The organism is Streptococcus sp. KHUD_018 (assembly GCF_054861215.1).
Genome location: NZ_CM142176.1, coordinates 1,340,334 through 1,359,381, shown reverse-complemented (window position 1 = coordinate 1,359,381; position 19,048 = coordinate 1,340,334). Strand labels below are relative to the sequence as shown.

Below are 19,048 nucleotides of genomic sequence, written 5' to 3'. Positions count from 1 at the left end.
AAGAAATGAGATTTATTGATTTATTTTCAGGTATCGGTGGCTTTCGACTTGGAATGGAAAGTGTCGGACACGAGTGTATTGGATTTTGTGAGATTGATAAATTTGCTAGAGAATCTTATAAGTCCATTTTTCAAACGGAAGGAGAAATAGAATTTCATGACATACGAGATGTTTCAGATGACGAATTTAAAAAACTTAGAGGAAAAGTCGATGTCATCTGTGGGGGATTTCCTTGTCAAGCATTTTCAATCGCAGGAAGACGATTGGGATTTGAAGATACTAGAGGAACTTTGTTCTTTGAAATTGCTCGGGCGGCCAAACAAATCCAACCACGTTTTCTTTTTCTTGAAAATGTTAAAGGCCTACTCAATCACGATAAGGGACGGACGTTCACCACAATCCTTACCACACTTGATGAGTTGGGGTTTGATGTTGAGTGGCAGGTGCTTAACAGTAAGGATTTCGGCGTTCCCCAAAACAGAGAGAGGGTGTTTATTATCGGACATTCTAGAAAGAAAAGTACCAGACTCTTATTTCCTTTCAGACGAGAAGGTCAAGCAACTAACTCTGAGATTTTAAAAACATTAGGGAATTTGAATCCATCAAAAAGTGGAATGAGCGGTAAAGTCTATTATTCAGAAGGTCTTGCACCAACATTAGTTCGTGGAAAAGGAGAAGGATTTAAGGTTGCTATTCCTTGTATGACACCAGATAGATTAGACAAGAGACAAAATGGTAGACGCTTTAAGGAAAACCAAGAGCCGATGTTTACTTTAAATACTCAGGATCGTCATGGTATTGTCGTTGTTGGAGATTTACCGACTAGCTTTAAGGAGACCGGTCGTGTCTATGGAAGTGAGGGCTTATCTCCAACATTGACTACGATGCAAGGAGGAGATAAAATTCCCAAAATACTGATTCCAGAACCAATACAATTTCTAAAAGTCCGGGAAGCAACAAAAAAAGGCTATGCTCAAGCAGAAATAGGAGATTCCATTAATTTGGAGAGACCAAGTTCTCAGTATCGTCGTGGTAGAGTTGGAAAAGGTATAGCTAATACGTTAACAACTAGTGGACAAATGGGAGTAGTAGTTGCTAGCTATGAAGGAGAAGATAAACAAGTTTATCATGTAGCCGGTGTATTAATAGATGGACAATTTTACCGTTTGAGGATACGAAGAATCACCCCTAAAGAGTGTTTTCGCTTGCAGGGTTTTCCTGATTGGGCTTTTGAAGCTGCTAGAAAAGTCTCTAGTAATAGTCAGCTCTATAAACAAGCTGGTAATAGTGTAACCGTTCCTGTGATTGCCGCAATCGCAAATAAATTAAAAGAAATAGAGGAAAAAGATGAAAGCATTAAATAAAGAATCAATACTAGATTGTGATGAATTAGAAACAGAATTACATGATGCAGAAATCAAACAGCTAGATGAACAAATATTTTTGATGCCCAATTATCCATGTGAGTTTGAGGTGACATTTTTAGATGATTACCATAAAAAATATAATTACCCACTATTTTATGAATCCTATCTTCAAAACATTATGGAATTCCTTGAAAGTCAGGATATAAAGAATGGAGCTGATGCCTTTGTAGATGATAATCAGAATCTTGTTTTTGTTTTATATGGACAAGGCTATCGAGCCGAGGGAAAAGAGGGAATACTTACAACCCAAGTAACTGTAAAAGCTTATGATGAAGACAAGAAATCGATTGACTTCTCAAAGTTATTAGATTCCTTAATCGTCTCAGAATATCAAATGGAACCGAATCTTTGGGAGGTCTCCCATGATTGATCTCTATCTAAGTAAAAATAGCCAAAGAAATCAACTTCTTTTGGATTTCTTTCAAAAGTATGGCATAGAGGTCACTCCTCATTCTATTTCTGAAATGACAAAGGACAAATTAATTGAAATGATGAGCTATTCTTCAGATTGTTTTGAGTTTTTATCTCCCAATTTATTACGATTTAAGAATCGTGACAATCTAAGATTAACGGATTTCGTTGAGATAATTTTAAAAAATCCTGAACTAACCATCAGACTTCCTCTTGCGGTTTCAAATAAGCGAGTTTATCCAAATCTGAATTTGGAAGAGGCTAGAGCTCTATTGCCAAGAGATACGAAACAATTGATTTACATGGCACAAACACATTATTTATCTAACTAAAGGAGAAGCAATATGGCTGAACGATTTTGGGAGAACTTGTCCATTATTTTGGCTGAAAGAAATATTAGCTGGATTGAGTTAACCAGAAAAATGTTTGCGGGGGAGTTTCACTATCCAAGTGAATTGAATCGTTTGTATCAAAAGATTCGTCACTACAAGATGGAACAACGAATGCCTCAAAGTCCATGGGTAGAAAGGATTGTGCAGGTATTAGATTTAGATTATGAAGATTTATTTCGGAGGTAACTATGAAAAGAATAATTCCAGTTTATATATTCCAACAAGTAAATGTCCTATTGGTATCTCTATACTTACTGAAATTTCTTTGTATCGGTGAGTTAACTATACTACAGATTCTCTATGGTACGTCACTCATTTCTTTTTTATGGATGTATGGCCAACGTAAACAAGCGCATAAGGTTAATATGAAATCAAGAATAAAATGGATTGGTATTGGATTAGCCAGTCTACTGATTATAAGTCTATGTTTTAGCCTAATCCATTCTCAAGGAACCATGAATCAAGCAAACTTAATTGGCCTTCAACATCAGGTTCCTTGGTTTTCATTTTTATTGTTCTTAATCAATGCGAGTATGGTTGAAGAATTTCTGTATCGAGAAATTTTATGGAACTTGGTTAGAAAATTAGATATTAGAGTTGCTTTGACAAGTGTTTTATTTGCCTTAGTTCATCATCCAGAAATCATTCTAGCTTGGTGTTTGTATGTTTCATTGGGAATATTTTTAGGGATGGTACGCTATAAATCGGACTTATGGGGCAGTATGGGGCTACATTTGGTGTGGAACCTACTAGTTTATAGTTTGCTGCTTTTTTAGACCAAATTAGCTTGGTTTAGGGAAATGAAATGCTAACATTATGTAACAATGTTAGTCTTTTATTTCAAAATCTTTGTTTAGTATGAATTTAGCTCTACAGAAAAATAAAAAATGTGATAAAAATTTCAACTACTCTTATCTATAATAAAGCTACCTGTTCTTTGAAAATTGAATCCACTCCGTCTTGATTAGCGTGCCTGTGTAAGTAGGGACTGAGAGTATTTCCCTGTGAAGGGCAACTGGCACAAGACGTGTGTGAGAATTTTCTAACAGACACGGAGTTTATCGTTACCAGACTTAAACGATGCGACAAACTAGATAAAGGAGTTAATCATGAAGGTAGTAAACTTGTATGATTTGAAACAAATGGGAAATAAAGGTGGTTGTACCATCCAATTGATTCATCACTTTCCTTTTGGTATGGGCTTAGGATATCTCAAAAAAGACTACATTGAATTTAAACGTGTTGGTATCATTGATGGGAAAGCAGTAGAAGTTACTCTTCGAGAACCTTATTCGAGAGATCTACTGCAGGTTGTCAAGTCGATTAAGCAACGTCAGAAATTGATAGCTTATCGTTATAAAGAAGGAAGGCTGCTATTTGTTAAGAAGGAGGCATCAGATGTCCTCTGAACAACAGGAACGAATGGCAGTTCAATATGCTGAGCGTAGTCTTTTATTTACTGTCAAAAGTCTCTTAAAGATTCTAGAATGGTCTAGACGTCAGGCTCTAGCACAAGATTCTGCCTATAAGATAGGGGTACAGAAATTAGAAGAATTGCTACAATCTCCTTATTCGATTGATACGATTAATCTGAAAAAAGATTTTTTAGACAAACCAATTGATATAGAGAAATTTAAGTCTTTTTTAGAAAAAGAAGAGATTCCTTTAGCCATCGCTTGGCAAGGGGATTCTCTGCATTTCTACACGAAAGACCGTTCGATTCTAGACAATCATTTAGACCATCTGTTAGAAAAAATGGTTAATGATCCGGAGAAATTAGCTGATTTTACCATGGATAAGTCATTAGACGATGCAATTGATGAGGCTAAATCCCAAATTACCTTTAGACAAGAAGGGGCCGTCAAACAGAAAGAGATGGTGAGATGATGTACAGTGGAAAGAAATTCCTACTATTCTCACTGTTAGGTATCTTACTAGGCTATGTCTTTCATCGTTTGACGCTTTTGTATGATTCCTATACTGGAAATACATTAGATAAATGGACTCATCTTCTGATGGAAGGTCAAGATGAAGTTCTTCAGTCGCCATGGAATGTTTCCTTTACTGGAAAATCAAGTGCTTTTTTTCTACTAGGCTTTGTGATGATGTTGCTGGTTTATCTCTATCTAGAGACTGGTAAAAAACAATACCGAGAAGGGGTAGAATACGGGAGCGCCCGTTTTGGAACTCTAAAAGAAAAGAAGCTCTTTTACGGTAAAGAATTTTCTCATGATACGATCTTAGCACAAGATGTTCGTTTGACATTATTAGACAAAAACTCACCCCAATATGATAGAAATAAGAATATTGCGGTGATTGGAGGTTCAGGAAGTGGGAAGACATTTCGCTTTGTGAAACCCAATCTCATCCAGATGAATAGTTCTAATATTGTAGTGGATCCTAAAGATCACTTAGCTGAGAAAACAGGCAAACTCTTTTTAGAACATGGCTACCAAGTAAAGGTGCTAGATTTAGTCAATATGAAGAACTCAGATGGCTTCAATCCTTTTCGCTATGTAGAGACAGAAAATGATTTGAATCGCATGCTGACGGTTTATTTCAATAACACCAAAGGCTCTGGCTCCCGTAGTGATCCATTTTGGGATGAAGCTTCTATGACTTTGGTTCGAGCTTTAGCCTCTTACTTGGTCGATTTCTATAATCCGCCCAAAACAAGAGAACAGCTCATTGAAGAAAGTCGTTTGAGTCAAACAGAGTACCAAAACTTGTTGAAACGTCAAAAAAAAGAAGTGGAAGAGCGAAAAAAACGAGGGCGTTATCCAAGTTTTGCTGAAATCTCAAAACTCATTAAACACTTATCCAAGGGTGAAAATCAAGAAAAAAGTGTCTTAGAAATTCTATTTGAAAATTATGCTAAAAAGTATGGGACTGAAAATTTTACCATGCGAAATTGGGCAGATTTTCAAAATTATAAGGATAAGACTCTGGATTCTGTTATAGCTGTAACCACTGCTAAATTTGCCCTCTTCAATATTCAAAGTGTCATGGATTTGACCAAAAGAGATACCCTTGATATGAAGATGTGGGGCCAGGAAAAATCAATGGTTTACTTAGTTATCCCAGATAACGATAGTACCTTTCGCTTTCTTTCAGCCCTCTTTTTTTCAACCGTATTTCAAACCCTAACAAGACAAGCAGATATTGATTTTAAGGGTCAATTGCCTCTTCATGTGAGAGTTTACTTAGATGAGTTCGCAAATATCGGAGAAATCCCAGATTTTGCTGAACAAACCTCAACAGTTCGTTCTCGTAATATGAGTCTCGTTCCCATTCTACAAAATATTGCCCAACTTCAAGGACTCTATAAAGAAAAAGAAGCTTGGAAAACCATTCTTGGGAACTGTGATAGCTTAGTCTACTTAGGTGGGAATGATGAAGATACCTTTAAATTTATGAGTGGATTACTCGGTAAACAAACCATTGATGTTCGAAATACTAGTCGTTCCTTTGGCCAGACAGGTTCAGGATCCCTTTCTCATCAAAAGATTGCTCGTGATTTAATGACACCTGATGAAGTCGGAAATATGAAACGGCATGAATGCTTGGTTCGAATTGCCAATATGCCTGTCTTTAAAAGCAAAAAATACAATTCCACTAAGCATCCAAACTGGAAGTACCTAGCCAATCAAGAAACCGATGAACGGTGGTGGAACTATCAGATCAATCCTTTGAATCAAAGACAAGAAAATCATCTTGAAGGCCTTAGAATTCGTGATTTAACTTTTGAATCTAGTTTAAAATAAAAATAGAAAAGAGGAAATAGATGATTACGCATTTTAAAGGTTTTGTTTATGGAGTAGACGCAAGTGCCATGTTTGCACAAGCTATGTCTTTGTTGCAGAAGGGATTGATTGCAGTTGGTGCCTTTCTCGTTGTTGTGGGGATTGTCAATCTTGCAACCAACATTAAAGATGGTGGACCAGGTGTTCGGAATGCCATTCTGGAAATTGTCGGTGGTGTTATGGTCGGGGCTGCTGGAGCCTTTGTAACCCAGATTTCAATTTAGGAGGATCAACAATGACATGAATCTTAGTTTAGTCTCACCCTTTGTTTACCTTGCATCTGAAAAAATATCAGCTGAAAATTTATTTGAAGGATTTAATGTGGATTTACAATCTACGGTAGATCTGATTAAATCTCTATCTAGCTACAATCCAACAGTTTGGACTTATATGTCTAGTATTACTAAAAGTGTCATGCAGCCCCTTGGAGTTGCGATTTTATCAGTTGTTCTCATCTTAGAATTTTCGAAGATGGCAAAGAAAATTGCTAACTCAGGAGGAGCGATGACCTTTGAAGCATTAGCGCCGATGTTGATTAGTTATATCATGGTCGCAGTCGTGATTACCAATACAACCGTGATTGTAGAAGCCATCATCGGGATTGCGAGTCACGCCATTGAACAAGTGGCTTCGATTGTGGCTCACGGTGGGGCAAAGTATGATACAATCTCTGGATTAAAAGGTTCAGGATTTATTGGCCGGATGATTGTGGGCTTTTTCGCCCTCCTCATTTGGCTTGTTCGAATAGTAAGTGCAGCCATGGTTAATCTGTTGGTATCTATTCGATTTATTCAACTCTACCTTATGATTCCATTTGCCCCTCTTACGATTCCAACATTTTTAAGCGATGAATGGAAGTCTATTGGTATTGGCTATTTAAAAAATATTATGGTCTATGCGGTACAAGGGGTTCTCATTTTTCTGATTGTTTCGCTTGTTCCTTTATTTGAATCTGCTGGGAAAATAGCTGTTTCAAATGGTGCAGGAGTCTTGCAATCACTTGCGATTATGTTTGGTAGTTTGGTACAGGCTATCTTACTGATTATTGCCCTCGTTGGTTCTCAACGTACGGCTCGCTCAATCTTAGGTATGTAATTAGATAAAGGCTAGGAAGTGATTGCTTCTTAGCCTTTTTAGAAAGGAAAGTCATGAATACACGTGTCTTTAAAGACATCTCAAAATATCAACACAGGGCTTGGTTAGGTTTCACTACAAGACAAATCATCTTTGTTTTACCAGCCTTTATTGTCACAGTTATTGTTTTGGGTTTGAATCTCTTTTACTGGCAATTTGGAGATTGGTTTGTTTACGGTTTTGTGTTTGCCTTTACCATCCCCCTCATGCTCTTTGGAGTCTATAAACCCAATGATTTATATTTTGAACATTATTTGAAATACCGTCTTCATTTTGAACTAACGGTTCCCCTACGCACCATTACTGGAAAGAAAGGATCTGAACATGAAAAGAAAATCAAATACATTAAAGAAACAAAAAACTTCAATGACTAATCAGAAAGAAGTAGTTAAAGGAAAAAAAGAGGAAGTGTTACCATCAACGGCTAATACTCTTTCCTATCAAGCCCTGTATCAAAGTGGTTTGATGCAGGTAAAAGAAGATTATTTCTCACAAAGCTATTTACTTGGTGATGTCAATTACCAGACCGTTGGTTTAGAAGATAAGGGCGCAATCATTGAGAAGTATTCTGATTTGATTAACTCCCTAGATGACCAAACCAACTTCCAATTGACTATCTTTAAAAAACGACTGAATTTAGAAAAGTTTAGACAAAGTGTTCTGTATGAGGAGAAAGAAGATGGGTATGATACCTATCGTAAAGAATTGAATCGGATGATGAATCAAAATTTAGACAGTGGTGAAAATAATTTTTCGGCTGTTAAACTGATTAGCTTTGGAAGAAAGGATTCTAATCCCAAACAAGCCTATCGTTCCTTGTCTCAAATAGGAGAATATTTCAAGAGTGGTTTCTCAGAAATTGATGCTCGCTTTGATTCCTTAGCTGGTGAAGAGCGTGTCAACTTGTTGGCGGATATGCTTAGAGGAGAACACCATCTTCCTTTTTCTTACCGTGATTTAACGAGATCTGGTCAGACAACTCGTCACTTCATAGCACCTAATCTCTTGGATTTTAAAAACAAGAATTACCTACAAATCAATGACCGCTTATTACAGATTGTCTATGTCAGAGACTACGGTATGGAATTAGGGGATCAGTTTATCCGAGACCTCATGCAAGGAGATTTGGAATTGATCGTAAGCCTTCATGCTCAAAGTTCGACTAAGGCAGATGCCATGAAGAAACTACGAACAAAGAAGACCTTGATGGAATCCCAAAAGATTGGGGAACAACAAAAACTAGCTCGTACAGGTATCTATTTGGAAAAAGTAGGTCATGTATTAGAAAGCAATATCGATGAAGCTGAGGAACTCTTAAAAACTATGACAGAGACAGGAGATAAACTATTTCAAACGGTCTTCTTGATTGGTGTTTTTGGTCAGGATGAAGAAGAACTCAAACAAGCCCTAGACACTATTCAACAAGTGGCCGGCTCAAATGACCTAATGATTGACAAACTTCCATATATGCAAGAAGCAGCCTTTAATAGTTTGCTGCCATTTGGTTGTGATTTTTTAGAGGGGGTATCACGGAGTTTATTAACGTCCAATGTAGCAGTGAACTCACCTTGGACTTCAGTAGACTTACAAGACCGTAGTGGGAAATATTATGGTATCAATCAAATCTCAAGCAATATTATTACCATTGATCGCAGCCTATTAAATACACCGTCTGGTCTGATTTTAGGAACATCTGGAGCTGGGAAAGGGATGGCAACCAAGCATGAAATTATCACGACCAAAATCAAGGAATCTGGTGAAAATACTGAAATTATCATTGTGGATCCAGAAGCAGAGTACAGTGTTATTGGACGGGCTTTTGGTGGAGAAATGATTGATATTGCGCCAGATTCCAAAACCTATCTCAATGTCCTTGACTTGTCTGAAGAAAATATGGATGAAGATCCTGTAAAGGTAAAATCAGAATTTCTTTTATCCTTTATCGGCAAGTTATTGGATAGGAAAATGGATGGGAGAGAAAAATCGATTATCGACCGAGTCACCAGACTCACCTATCAGTCATTTAAAGAGCCTTCTTTGGAAGAATGGGTTTTTGTCTTGAGTCAACAGCCAGAAGAAGAAGCGCAGAATTTGGCACTTGATATGGAACTGTATGTCGAAGGTTCTCTTGATATTTTTTCTCATAAGACCAATATTCAGACAGGTTCTAATTTCTTAATCTATAATGTTAAAAAGTTAGGAGATGAGCTGAAACAAATCGCTCTCATGGTAGTGTTTGATCAGATATGGAATCGTGTTGTTCGGAACCAAAAATTAGGGAAGAAGACCTGGATTTATTTTGATGAAATGCAGCTTCTCTTACTAGATAAATATGCCAGTGATTTCTTCTTTAAATTGTGGAGTCGTGTCAGAAAATATGGAGCTAGTCCGACTGGGATAACCCAAAATGTCGAAACCTTATTGTTAGATCCAAATGGTAGACGGATTATTGCAAATAGTGAATTTATGATTCTCCTCAAGCAAGCAAAAAATGATAGAGAAGAACTGGTTCAACTCTTAGGCTTGTCAAAAGAACTCGAAAAATACCTTGTCAATCCAGAAAAAGGGGCAGGACTGATAAAAGCTGGTTCCGTTGTCGTTCCCTTTAAAAATAAGATTCCTCAAGGTACTCAATTGTTTGATATCATGAGTACGGATCCTGATAAAATGGCTTCTAATTAAGGGGAAGGTAAATGAAGGATAAAAGAGAAATCATACGTGCCCGAAAGGCATTTAGAAGAAGCCTAAAAGATGAGAAAAAAATCTTGAAAAAAGGAAAGAAGGAGGTGAGGAAACAGAAAAAAGATTCCGCTGTATTGGATGAAAAAGCATGGAAAAAAGAGATAAAAGAAAAGCTAGAGGAGATGAGAGAAGTTTCAAAGGAGAGAGTAAGACAAGCAAATGAAGATTACAATCATATTCTTCAAAATAGTCCTCCATCTCTTTTGAATCGGAAAGAATTAAGAGACAGACGATTGCCTCATGCTAGGAAACGATTGAAAATAGCCAAGAAGCAATTTAGAGAAGCCAAGGTAGAAGCAAAAGAAGAAAGAAAAGAGAGTCGTAAAGAAAGAAAAACCAATCAAAAATTTCTCTACGGTCAGGAATCGAAACAAAAATCTAATTTTTTCTTTCAAGGGAAGAGTTTAGAAGAATTAAAAGCTAAGAAAGAAGTCAAGGCTGCTAAAGAAAATTTAAAATCTACTAAACAAGCCTATAAGTCCAAAAAAGTCAGTAGGAAAGCCAAAACTTTTCTTTATGTCCTTGGACGTGAAGGTGGAGAGTTAGCTTCAGAAAATGAAGATTTAGAAGGCTATCGCACACTTCAAGAGACCATTAGAAAAGGGAAACGCTACAGTCGGCTTTCTTATAATCTTGGAAAAGCTAGTGTCAAAACAGGACAAGCAACAGGTCGTTTTACCAAGAAAAGACTGACCAACACAAAAGAGCGATACCATCATTTTAAGGATGGAAAAGGATGGAAACTAGCGAAAGATAATCCTAGTTCCTTTAAAAATCGGTTTCGAAAATTAAAGAAACAAGGTCTTACAAGTGTCCGAAATATCTATCAAAAACTAAAAGCAGCCTTTTCCTTCTTTACATTTGCGGCTGGAAATCCTGTAACTTGGATAGTTGGAGGATTAGTCTTTCTTCTCTTATTTATGATGAGCTTCTTTTTAGGATTTTCATCTGCTGGTTTGATTCAACAAGATGAATTTGAATTAACAAATGCTTATACCCACCTAACTTGGGAAGACGCAGAACATACTCGAACAAATGACAAAGGAATTACTTATTACACAAAAGTTGATGATGTGATGGGGTATATGAACTTTAAATTCCATGACTATGAGTTACACAAACCAGTTCACTTATTTAGTTCAGAATCTTACAAGGATTATCTGTCTACTTTGTGGCATGATTTAAACGATGGGGATGATTTGAAATCCATGCAAGACCTCTATGAAACTCCTAAGTATAAACTATCGAGAGACGATCAAGAGGAAATAAAGGAACTAAAAGAAGAGGGTGTCTATGCTTCCATGCAGGAATTGGACAATCCATTTGAGGGGAAAAGCAACGAAGATAGTCTAACCATGACTTATCGTTATGGATACTATGATTTAGACGGAAAACCTACTCTTCAGGAGTATATTCTACTAGAAGCGAAGGCTCACCAAAGGATTGTCGCACCAATGGATGGTGTTGTATCTCTAGACGGAGATGATGTTATTCTCACTAACGGAAAAGGAGAGAATGAGAGTCGATTGACCTTGTATTCTATTCATAATGGCCGTGCGATTGAGGGGACAAGAGTCCTAACGGGTGATATTATTGGTGAAACACCAGACGATACAGGTTTGAAAGTTTCCTATCAAAAGTATAAAAACAAGAAAGAAAAATTGGTGTATGTCAATCCGCAATTTTATTTTCCAAAAGTCATTCAACTTCAGACCACTATCTTACCTGCCATTGGTCAGTTTGGTGGGGATGAGTTTGAACGAGCAAAACATATTTATGAGTTTTTGAAATCTCAAGGGGCAAGTCCCCAAGCCATTGCGGCAATTTTAGGAAATTGGTCGGTAGAGTCTTCTATTAATCCTAAACGTGCTGAAGGGGATTATTTATCTCCTCCTGTTGGCGCTACCGATTCCTCATGGGATGATGAAGCGTGGTTAGCGATTGGAGGTCCAGCCATTTATAGTGGTGCTTATCCTAATATCCTTCATAGAGGTTTGGGGTTAGGTCAATGGACAGATACTGCAGATGGTTCAACACGTCATACAGCTTTATTGAATTATGCACACGCCAAAAATAAGAAGTGGTATAATTTAGACCTACAACTTGATTTTATGCTTCATGGGGATAGCCCTTACTATCAAAGTTGGTTAAAGGATTTCTTTGGAAATACGGGCAGTGCAGCCAATCTTGCCCAACTCTTTCTCACTTATTGGGAGGGAAATTCTGGTGACAAACTTCTGGAAAGACAAACCAGAGCAACGGAATGGTATTACCAAATTGAAAAAGGATTTAGCCAAACAAACGGAGGACAAGCAAAGAGTGACCCGCAATCCCTTGAAGGTGTTCGTGGGGACTTGTATGATCATTCTGTTCCTGGTGGTGGAGATGGTATGGCCTATGCCTATGGACAATGTACATGGGGTGTTGCGGCTCGTATGAACCAGTTAGGATTAAAGCTAAAAGGTAGAAATGGAGAGAAGATTTCAATCATTAATACCATGGGAAATGGTCAGGACTGGGTTGCGACAGCTTCAAGTCTTGGTGGGGAAACAGGCTCTACACCAAGAGCAGGTGCTATTGTTTCTTTTGTAGGAGGTACACATGGCACACCAGCAGACTATGGTCATGTGGCCTTTGTAGAGAAGGTCTATGATGATGGTTCTTTCCTCGTGTCAGAGACAAACTATGGTGGTAACCCTAACTATACCTTTAGAAAAATCTCGCAAGCAGATAGTGCCATCAGTTTTGCCTATACGACGAAATAAAGAAGTTGATACTTGAAATTTTAACAATTTTCAGGTAGAATAAATAGTGTAGATGAGTGGTCGGCTCATGGTCAATCTGATAGTAATCTTGGACGTAAGGGCCAAGCGGTGGCGGACACCAGAACGAAATCCGATAGCAATCTTGGACGTAAGGGCCAAGCGGTGGCAGACACCAGAATAAACCGACTGACTAGGTGGCTTACAGACTCTGTAAACCACCTTTTTTGTGAGGAAAATATGGCAAATTCTAGAGATTATCGTAATCCAAATTACACCGAAAAAATAAAACTTCAGCGTTTTTTTACTCAGTTACAAATTGCGGCTTCTTTTTTTAAAGAACACTTTGTTGGCAAAATCATGTATTATGAAACGGAAATAGAAAGTGTTGAACTTCATTTTTCACCTACTAATTTCATGCACCTATGTGGTGTTGATTACCGAAAAGGTGCAGGCAGTTTCTTTGACGATTGTTTAAATAGACATGTCATAATTGATGAGTTGAAAATAAAAAATGATGGAACCACGATGCAAAAGTTACAAGTTTTAGGATCTATTGAGGAGTTATTGGGAAAGCATGTTCATCTAACTGGTTCAGGACGTTATTTGTATTTGGAGTTTGATTATGCTCTACGTACAAGAAAACAGATACTAGCATTAACATTGAAAGAGACATCAAGGAAAATTGTTCCTCAATCTTTATTAGATTTGAAGAGAAAGACAGTATTTCCAGAAGGTCAAAAAGTAATTTCAATTTACTCAAAACATTTACAAACGTCGGAACTTTTTTATTATTTAAAAGATTAGTTTACATATCTTTTGTGGTATAAAACATATTTTTATCATTATAAGGAGAACGCAGTTTTGGCTCGTTCTTTTTTTGTTGATGATATGCTCCAAACAACCTACACTAGATTGGATATGAAATAGTTTGTGATTACATAATTTATCTTCAGGGATGTTATGGACATTATCTCAATTTCTGTTATGATAGACATCTCTAACAATTTCCGTTATAACAGACATTGACTTACAAAGTATTTCTTTTCTGAACATATTAGCGTTATAATATAAATGCAGTGTTACACTGTAGAATATTAAGAAAATAGGATACTATAGGTTTAAACTAAATGTGTAAGATAAATAGTTGGATTAGTAAAAGTTTCAAGTCTGATAAGAACAATATTACATTTCATACAACTGAATGTATATATTTTATAAGAGAGAGGGATGCTTGATTGGGGAAAATCATTCAAAATACAGTTATAAAGATTTTAATAAGAATGAAAGTGTGATTTTTCTTTTTCAATAATCTTCTAAATGTATTAAAATCAAGCTTTCCACTTATGTATTCTGCTAATAAACTTCAATACATTTCAATAGATTTTCAAAATTTGGTGGGGATTTTTATTATACTTTGTACGAGCTTTTCAATACCCTATCCCAACCTTTAAAATCCCCTAAGTTATTTACTCAAGGGATTTTTTATCTGCTTTTTTCATACTCAAACAGTCAGTCTAACTGTTTGATTTTCTTTGTGACTAACTCCCTAAAAATAGTAGAATTAGCTACTTTACTGATTTTACAAGATAATAACAAGACCTAAACATATAATTTATTTAGGTTTACCAATTATGACTTTAACATTTTCCAATAAGGTCTAACTCAACCGTCCCCAAAGTTAAATCCTTATGTATTTAATCAGAAAGATTATTTTTCGCATATTTTTTTATGTCTTTGGGATAAAATCCCTTATATTTTTTGAAGCATGTACTAAATTTACTGTGAGAGGAATATCCTACAGCCTCTGCTATATCTTGAATTTTAAGGGTAGAGTTCAGTAGGAGTAATTCCGCCATATTCATTCTCCGTCTTTGAGTATATTCTGTAATTGTACATTGATATTTTTGCTTAAATAACTTTTTTAGTTTTGTGCCGCTCATAGTGGATATTTTTTCTAAAGTATCCTGTGAGATAGATGTTGCATAATGATCGTCTATATAATTGGCGACATTTTTCAAAGCCTCATCATCGGCAATAGATAGTGGATTGCTGTACTTATTTAAAAAAGAGTCTATTGTAATACTTAACCATTCCTTTGCCTTTGACTCAAAAAAGATTTCAGCAGCAGGAGATGCCATCTTGCAATTAAGGATATCTTTTGCGATTCTTTCTAAAGGCTTGTTTATTATAATGCTGGTATTAAAAAATAAATCTTCATAGTTACAGACTTTATTCTTATAAGAGGACAGGCATTGCTCTATCATGGACTGATTGAAATTTATACCGATTCCTAAATAAGGAGAGTTTTTGTGAAGTATAATCCTATAGTCTTTAGAATTTTTTGTATTTATAATATAAAGTGAATTTGAAGAAAGATTTTGATAAGGATTAAAACATTCACCGTTTGCTGTAACTAAATAAGATAAATAAAGGGAATAGAAATTATCCAAACCAGAAAAACTTGTATGGATAATTTCTTTTTTTATGAAAACATCATGAATATCAATAGTGAAATTATCGCCCTCGTAAAACCAATATATGCCTTCTGCATTATCCGTGCTAAAACGGAATTCATGTCCTACAGTGGAGTATTTTGTATTATCGATAGATTCATCTGTAGAAAAAAAGTTTTTAACAAAGTTATAAAAATCACTCATATTATACCTCCGTGCTTTATATTTTATCCCGAATAGACATTATCCCGAATAGACTTATTTAACCATATCTAATTGATTGAAATCCTCATTTATTATATAATAAACAGTAAATAAAAACAAGAAAAACTTTGCGTATTGCAAAAAAGTTTGAAAACAAGACTCTATAATCAGTCTAAAAAGGCTATTTATAGGGTTTGCTAATTTTAAGAAAAAGGAGGAATTGTTCAGTGAAGAATAAGAAGAAATCAATACTGAAAAGACTAATGCCTTACGGTGGTAAAAAAAGTTTTTTACTCTATATTGCTATGGTTATGTCTGCTGTATCAGGTGTCATGGTTTTGATGCCTATGGTATATATTCATAGAATTGTAAATAACTTAATTTTAAATGGGATGGTGAATTTTGATTATGTAAAGGAAAATTCAATTTATGCAGCAGTCTTTGCCGGTCTGGGGCTATTCATATACCTAATAGGTTTAATTTTATCCCATATTTTTGCATTTGAAGTGGAAGATAACATTATTAAGACTTCCGTAACAAAACTAATAAACAAACCGCTTGGGTATTTCGATGACAAAGAAAGCGGAAGGATAAGAAATGTAATTGTGTCCGGAGCGTCTGAAACCCATTCTTTTTTAGCGCATCAACTTCCTGATATGGCGATGACCATTATATCGCCAATCGTCCTGCTTGTATTTTTCTTCGTGTTTAACTGGAAGTTAGGACTTGCCAGTATGATACCGATGATTATCGGTATGACATTGATGTCATCTATGATGACAGCCGAAACAAAAAAAATGAAAGATGAGTATTATGCAGGACTTTCCAATTTATCTTCTCAGACAGTGGAATATGTTCGAGGAATTCCTGTTGTTAAAACATTTGCACAAAGTGTTGAGAGCTTTGATAAGTTATATTCGTTAATCATAAAAGTAAAAGACAATGTACTTAAGCTTACTATGAGTTATACGAATAAAATGTCGTGGTTTGAAACCGTTTCTACATCGACGGCATTTTTCTTGGTACCTGTGGCATTACTCTTAATAAAATTTAATGGAAACTTATCTAATGTAGTTGCAGATTCTGTTATTTACTTCCTAATAGGACCGGCATTTGCTACTTTTATTATGAGAACTGCGACGATTACACAATCCAGTTATTTTGCGGAACTTGCTTTAGATAAAATTGAGAATATACTTGAGTTTGATGATTTTGTTTATGGAAATAAAACAAGTTCTGATGTTGGGATAGAGTTTAAAAATGTAAGCTTTTCTTATGAAGATGAAAATGTATTAGACGATATTTCATTTAAGGTGAATAAAGGAGAACGAGTTGCTTTAGTCGGATCGTCAGGCAGTGGTAAAACTACTATAGCAAGGCTTGCTGCACGATTTTACGATATTAAAACAGGTGAAATTTATATTGGAGGAATTAATATAAAAGATTTTGAAAAAGAGGCTTTAATGAGAAAAATTGCTTTTGTTTTTCAAAACTCTAAACTATTTAAAATGAGTTTAAGAGATAATCTTTTAATCGGAAAGCCTGATGCAACTAATGAAGAAATTGACAATGCCTTAATCAATTCAGGGTCTAAAGATATTATTGAAAATTTAGATAAAGGACTTGATACTGTTTACGGAACTAAAGGCACATATTTTTCAGGAGGAGAAGCTCAAAGGATTTCTATAGCGAGAGCTTTTTTGAAAGATGCAGATATTATCATTTTAGATGAAGCTACAGCCTTTGCAGATCCTGAAAATGAACATTTGATTCAAGAGTCTTTTAAGAAGCTATCAAAAAGCAAGACAACATTGATGATTGCTCATAGATTATCTACAGTAATAGATGCGGACAAGATTCTCGTTATTGATAAAGGGAAAATTGTAGAAGAAGGCAAGCATGCAGATTTAATAGATATAAATGGGCATTATAAAAAGCTTTGGGATGAATATCAGAAATCCGTAAATTGGAAGATAGGAGGTTAAAATATGGTTTCTTATTTTATGAAAAAATATGCGATGTCAGAAAAAGGCGCTCTTAACTTAAAAAAAGCCATATTTTCACACACGCTTGTTAATTTAACTAAATTGTTCGCACCAATGATCGGTTTTATGTTTCTGTTTCAGTATATAGGCATTTTAAAAAGTATTGAGAGCTACAATTTTACTTCTGTTCATTATATTGCACTAATTGTAGTAATGATGATTGTGATGTTCTTAATAGCGAGGTGGGATTATGTAAGACTTTACACCAATGTGTACAACGAGAGTGCAAATTCAAGAATTGAGTTAGCGGAAAGGTTAAAGAAATTACCTCTTTCTTATTTTGGTAAAAGAGATTTGGCAGACCTTGCGGAAACCATGATGAATGACATGAACTTATATGAAACAATTTTCTCTCATGCTGTACCTCAGATATATTCAACGGCTATATCCACAAGTATTATTGCTTTAATGCTTATCTTCTATAATTGGAAACTTGCACTTGCAGCCCTTTGGGTAATTCCCATTTCTATTTTGATTATATTTTTATCAAAGAAAAGTCAGAAAAAAATAGTACAGGGCTGGATAGATGATAATCGTAAGGTTTTCGATAATCTACAGGAAAATATAGAGCAGATAGAGCAAATAAAATCTTACAACTTAGAAGATAGGGTGTTAAATGATTTTTTTGAAAAATTAAATGCATCCACAAAACAGAAAACGAAAGGTGAAGTTGTTGCCGGAACACTTACAGGAATAGCTGCTGCAATTTTAAAGCTTGGAATTATAAGTGTTGCCGTTATCGGCGTCAACATGCTTATGGCAGGGGAGGTAAGTGTGCTGGTTTATATCGCATTTTTAATGCTTACAGCAAGTATTTATCTTACTATAGAAGGAATAATCACCTTTATGTCAATGATAGTTATTCTTGATGCGGTTGTAGGGAGAATAAAGGAAATAAAGACCATGCCTGTTCAAGAAGGCAAAAAAGATATTGAAATTAAAAATTACGATATTGAGTTCAAGGATGTTTATTTTGGATATGATGATTATTCTGTAATAAATTGTGTGAGCTTTACTGCAAAACAGGGTGAAATCACTGCGCTAATCGGTTCAAGCGGAAGCGGAAAAACAACTCTCACCAAGCTTGCTGCAAGATTTTGGGATATAGATAAAGGAAAGATTTTGATAGGGGGAGAGGACATCGGTAAAATTGATCCGGAAACACTCCTTAAAAATTTCTCTATCGTTTTCCAAGATGTTACTCTTTTTAATTCAAGCATAAAAGATAATATAAAAATCGGTAAAAAAGATGCTACAGATGAAGAGATTATAAGAGCGGCTAAAATAGCTAGATGTTATGAATTTATAGACAAAATGCCGGATGGAATAGATACAGTAATAGGTGAAAACGGACAAAGACTTTCAGGCGGAGAAAGACAAAGAATCTCAATAGCAAGGGCAATACTAAAAGACGCACCAATCATATTGCTTGATGAGGCTACAGCATCTCTGGATGTTGAAAATGAAAGTCTAATTCAAGAGGCTTTATCTGAACTTATAAAAGAAAAAACGGCAATTGTTATTGCTCATAGATTAAGAACAATAAGAAATGCAAACAAAATCGTTTTATTAAATGCCGGAAAAATAGAAGCGATAGGGACAGATGAAGAACTTTGTAAAAGCTCGGAATTTTATAAAGCAATGCTTAGAAAATCAAATATTCAGTGAAAAC

17 protein-coding genes are annotated in these 19,048 nt (G+C 35.6%); 16 read left to right on the top strand and 1 reads right to left on the bottom strand.

The window, feature by feature from the left end; all coding sequences use genetic code 11:
- The first annotated feature begins 5 nt into the window (after positions 1-5).
- The 14 genes from dcm (at position 6) to ACVBD2_RS06810 (ending at position 13,478) form a co-directional block, all read left to right on the top strand.
- Positions 6-1,364 carry a DNA (cytosine-5-)-methyltransferase gene (gene dcm / locus ACVBD2_RS06875; RefSeq protein WP_461685469.1) on the top strand — a complete coding sequence of 453 codons (1,359 nt, stop codon included), beginning with the start codon at positions 6-8 and terminating at the stop codon, positions 1,362-1,364.
- Positions 1,348-1,797 (top strand): hypothetical protein, encoded by a 450-nt coding sequence (locus ACVBD2_RS06870; RefSeq protein ID WP_461685468.1) that lies wholly within the window; start codon positions 1,348-1,350, stop codon positions 1,795-1,797. Before dcm ends, ACVBD2_RS06870 begins: the two co-directional genes overlap by 17 nt.
- A complete protein-coding gene (locus ACVBD2_RS06865) occupies positions 1,790-2,170 on the top strand; it encodes a thioredoxin domain-containing protein (RefSeq protein ID WP_102787837.1) in 381 nt (126 codons plus the stop codon). The genes ACVBD2_RS06870 and ACVBD2_RS06865 overlap by 8 nt, the downstream gene beginning before the upstream one ends.
- 12 nt (positions 2,171-2,182) lie before the next feature.
- Complete coding sequence (locus ACVBD2_RS06860) at positions 2,183-2,416, top strand: hypothetical protein (RefSeq protein WP_000840776.1); 234 nt, start codon at positions 2,183-2,185, stop codon at positions 2,414-2,416.
- A 2-nt stretch (positions 2,417-2,418) separates the two neighbouring features.
- On the top strand, positions 2,419-3,006 hold the full coding sequence (locus ACVBD2_RS06855; RefSeq protein ID WP_461685467.1) for a CPBP family intramembrane glutamic endopeptidase: 588 nt from the start codon (positions 2,419-2,421) through the stop codon (positions 3,004-3,006).
- Between the two features lie 333 nt (positions 3,007-3,339).
- The gene (locus tag ACVBD2_RS06850; RefSeq protein WP_461685466.1) at positions 3,340-3,639 is read left to right on the top strand and encodes a hypothetical protein; all 300 of its coding nucleotides are present in this window, start codon (positions 3,340-3,342) and stop codon (positions 3,637-3,639) included.
- Positions 3,629-4,117 carry a hypothetical protein gene (locus ACVBD2_RS06845; protein ID WP_247938553.1) on the top strand — a complete coding sequence of 163 codons (489 nt, stop codon included), beginning with the start codon at positions 3,629-3,631 and terminating at the stop codon, positions 4,115-4,117. The genes ACVBD2_RS06850 and ACVBD2_RS06845 overlap by 11 nt, the downstream gene beginning before the upstream one ends.
- The gene (locus ACVBD2_RS06840) at positions 4,117-5,994 is read left to right on the top strand and encodes a VirD4-like conjugal transfer protein, CD1115 family (protein ID WP_461686298.1); all 1,878 of its coding nucleotides are present in this window, start codon (positions 4,117-4,119) and stop codon (positions 5,992-5,994) included. Before ACVBD2_RS06845 ends, ACVBD2_RS06840 begins: the two co-directional genes overlap by 1 nt.
- A gap of 20 nt (positions 5,995-6,014) precedes the next feature.
- On the top strand, positions 6,015-6,257 hold the full coding sequence (locus ACVBD2_RS06835) for a hypothetical protein (RefSeq protein ID WP_000627865.1): 243 nt from the start codon (positions 6,015-6,017) through the stop codon (positions 6,255-6,257).
- 16 nt (positions 6,258-6,273) lie between these two features.
- A complete protein-coding gene (locus tag ACVBD2_RS06830) occupies positions 6,274-7,128 on the top strand; it encodes a conjugal transfer protein TrbL (RefSeq protein WP_001054257.1) in 855 nt (284 codons plus the stop codon).
- Positions 7,129-7,181: 53 nt separating this feature from the next.
- Positions 7,182-7,541 (top strand): PrgI family protein, encoded by a 360-nt coding sequence (locus ACVBD2_RS06825; RefSeq protein ID WP_314913970.1) that lies wholly within the window; start codon positions 7,182-7,184, stop codon positions 7,539-7,541.
- The gene (locus tag ACVBD2_RS06820; protein ID WP_461685465.1) at positions 7,492-9,849 is read left to right on the top strand and encodes a VirB4-like conjugal transfer ATPase, CD1110 family; all 2,358 of its coding nucleotides are present in this window, start codon (positions 7,492-7,494) and stop codon (positions 9,847-9,849) included. The genes ACVBD2_RS06825 and ACVBD2_RS06820 overlap by 50 nt, the downstream gene beginning before the upstream one ends.
- Before the next feature lie 11 nt (positions 9,850-9,860).
- A complete protein-coding gene (locus ACVBD2_RS06815) occupies positions 9,861-12,674 on the top strand; it encodes a phage tail tip lysozyme (protein ID WP_461685464.1) in 2,814 nt (937 codons plus the stop codon).
- A gap of 237 nt (positions 12,675-12,911) precedes the next feature.
- Positions 12,912-13,478, top strand: coding sequence for a PBECR4 domain-containing protein (locus ACVBD2_RS06810; RefSeq protein ID WP_048768039.1), 567 nt, complete (start codon positions 12,912-12,914; stop codon positions 13,476-13,478).
- A gap of 890 nt (positions 13,479-14,368) precedes the next feature.
- On the opposite strand, the gene ACVBD2_RS06805 is transcribed toward ACVBD2_RS06810, so the two are convergent.
- Positions 14,369-15,331, bottom strand: a complete 963-nt coding sequence (locus ACVBD2_RS06805; protein ID WP_048768037.1) for a helix-turn-helix domain-containing protein — start codon at positions 15,329-15,331, stop codon at positions 14,369-14,371.
- 227 nt (positions 15,332-15,558) lie between these two features.
- Between ACVBD2_RS06805 and ACVBD2_RS06800 the strand changes: the two genes are divergently transcribed.
- Positions 15,559-17,316, top strand: coding sequence for an ABC transporter ATP-binding protein (locus ACVBD2_RS06800; protein ID WP_048768034.1), 1,758 nt, complete (start codon positions 15,559-15,561; stop codon positions 17,314-17,316).
- A 3-nt stretch (positions 17,317-17,319) separates the two neighbouring features.
- A complete protein-coding gene (locus ACVBD2_RS06795) occupies positions 17,320-19,044 on the top strand; it encodes an ABC transporter ATP-binding protein (RefSeq protein WP_125397712.1) in 1,725 nt (574 codons plus the stop codon).
- Positions 19,045-19,048 lie beyond the last annotated feature (4 nt).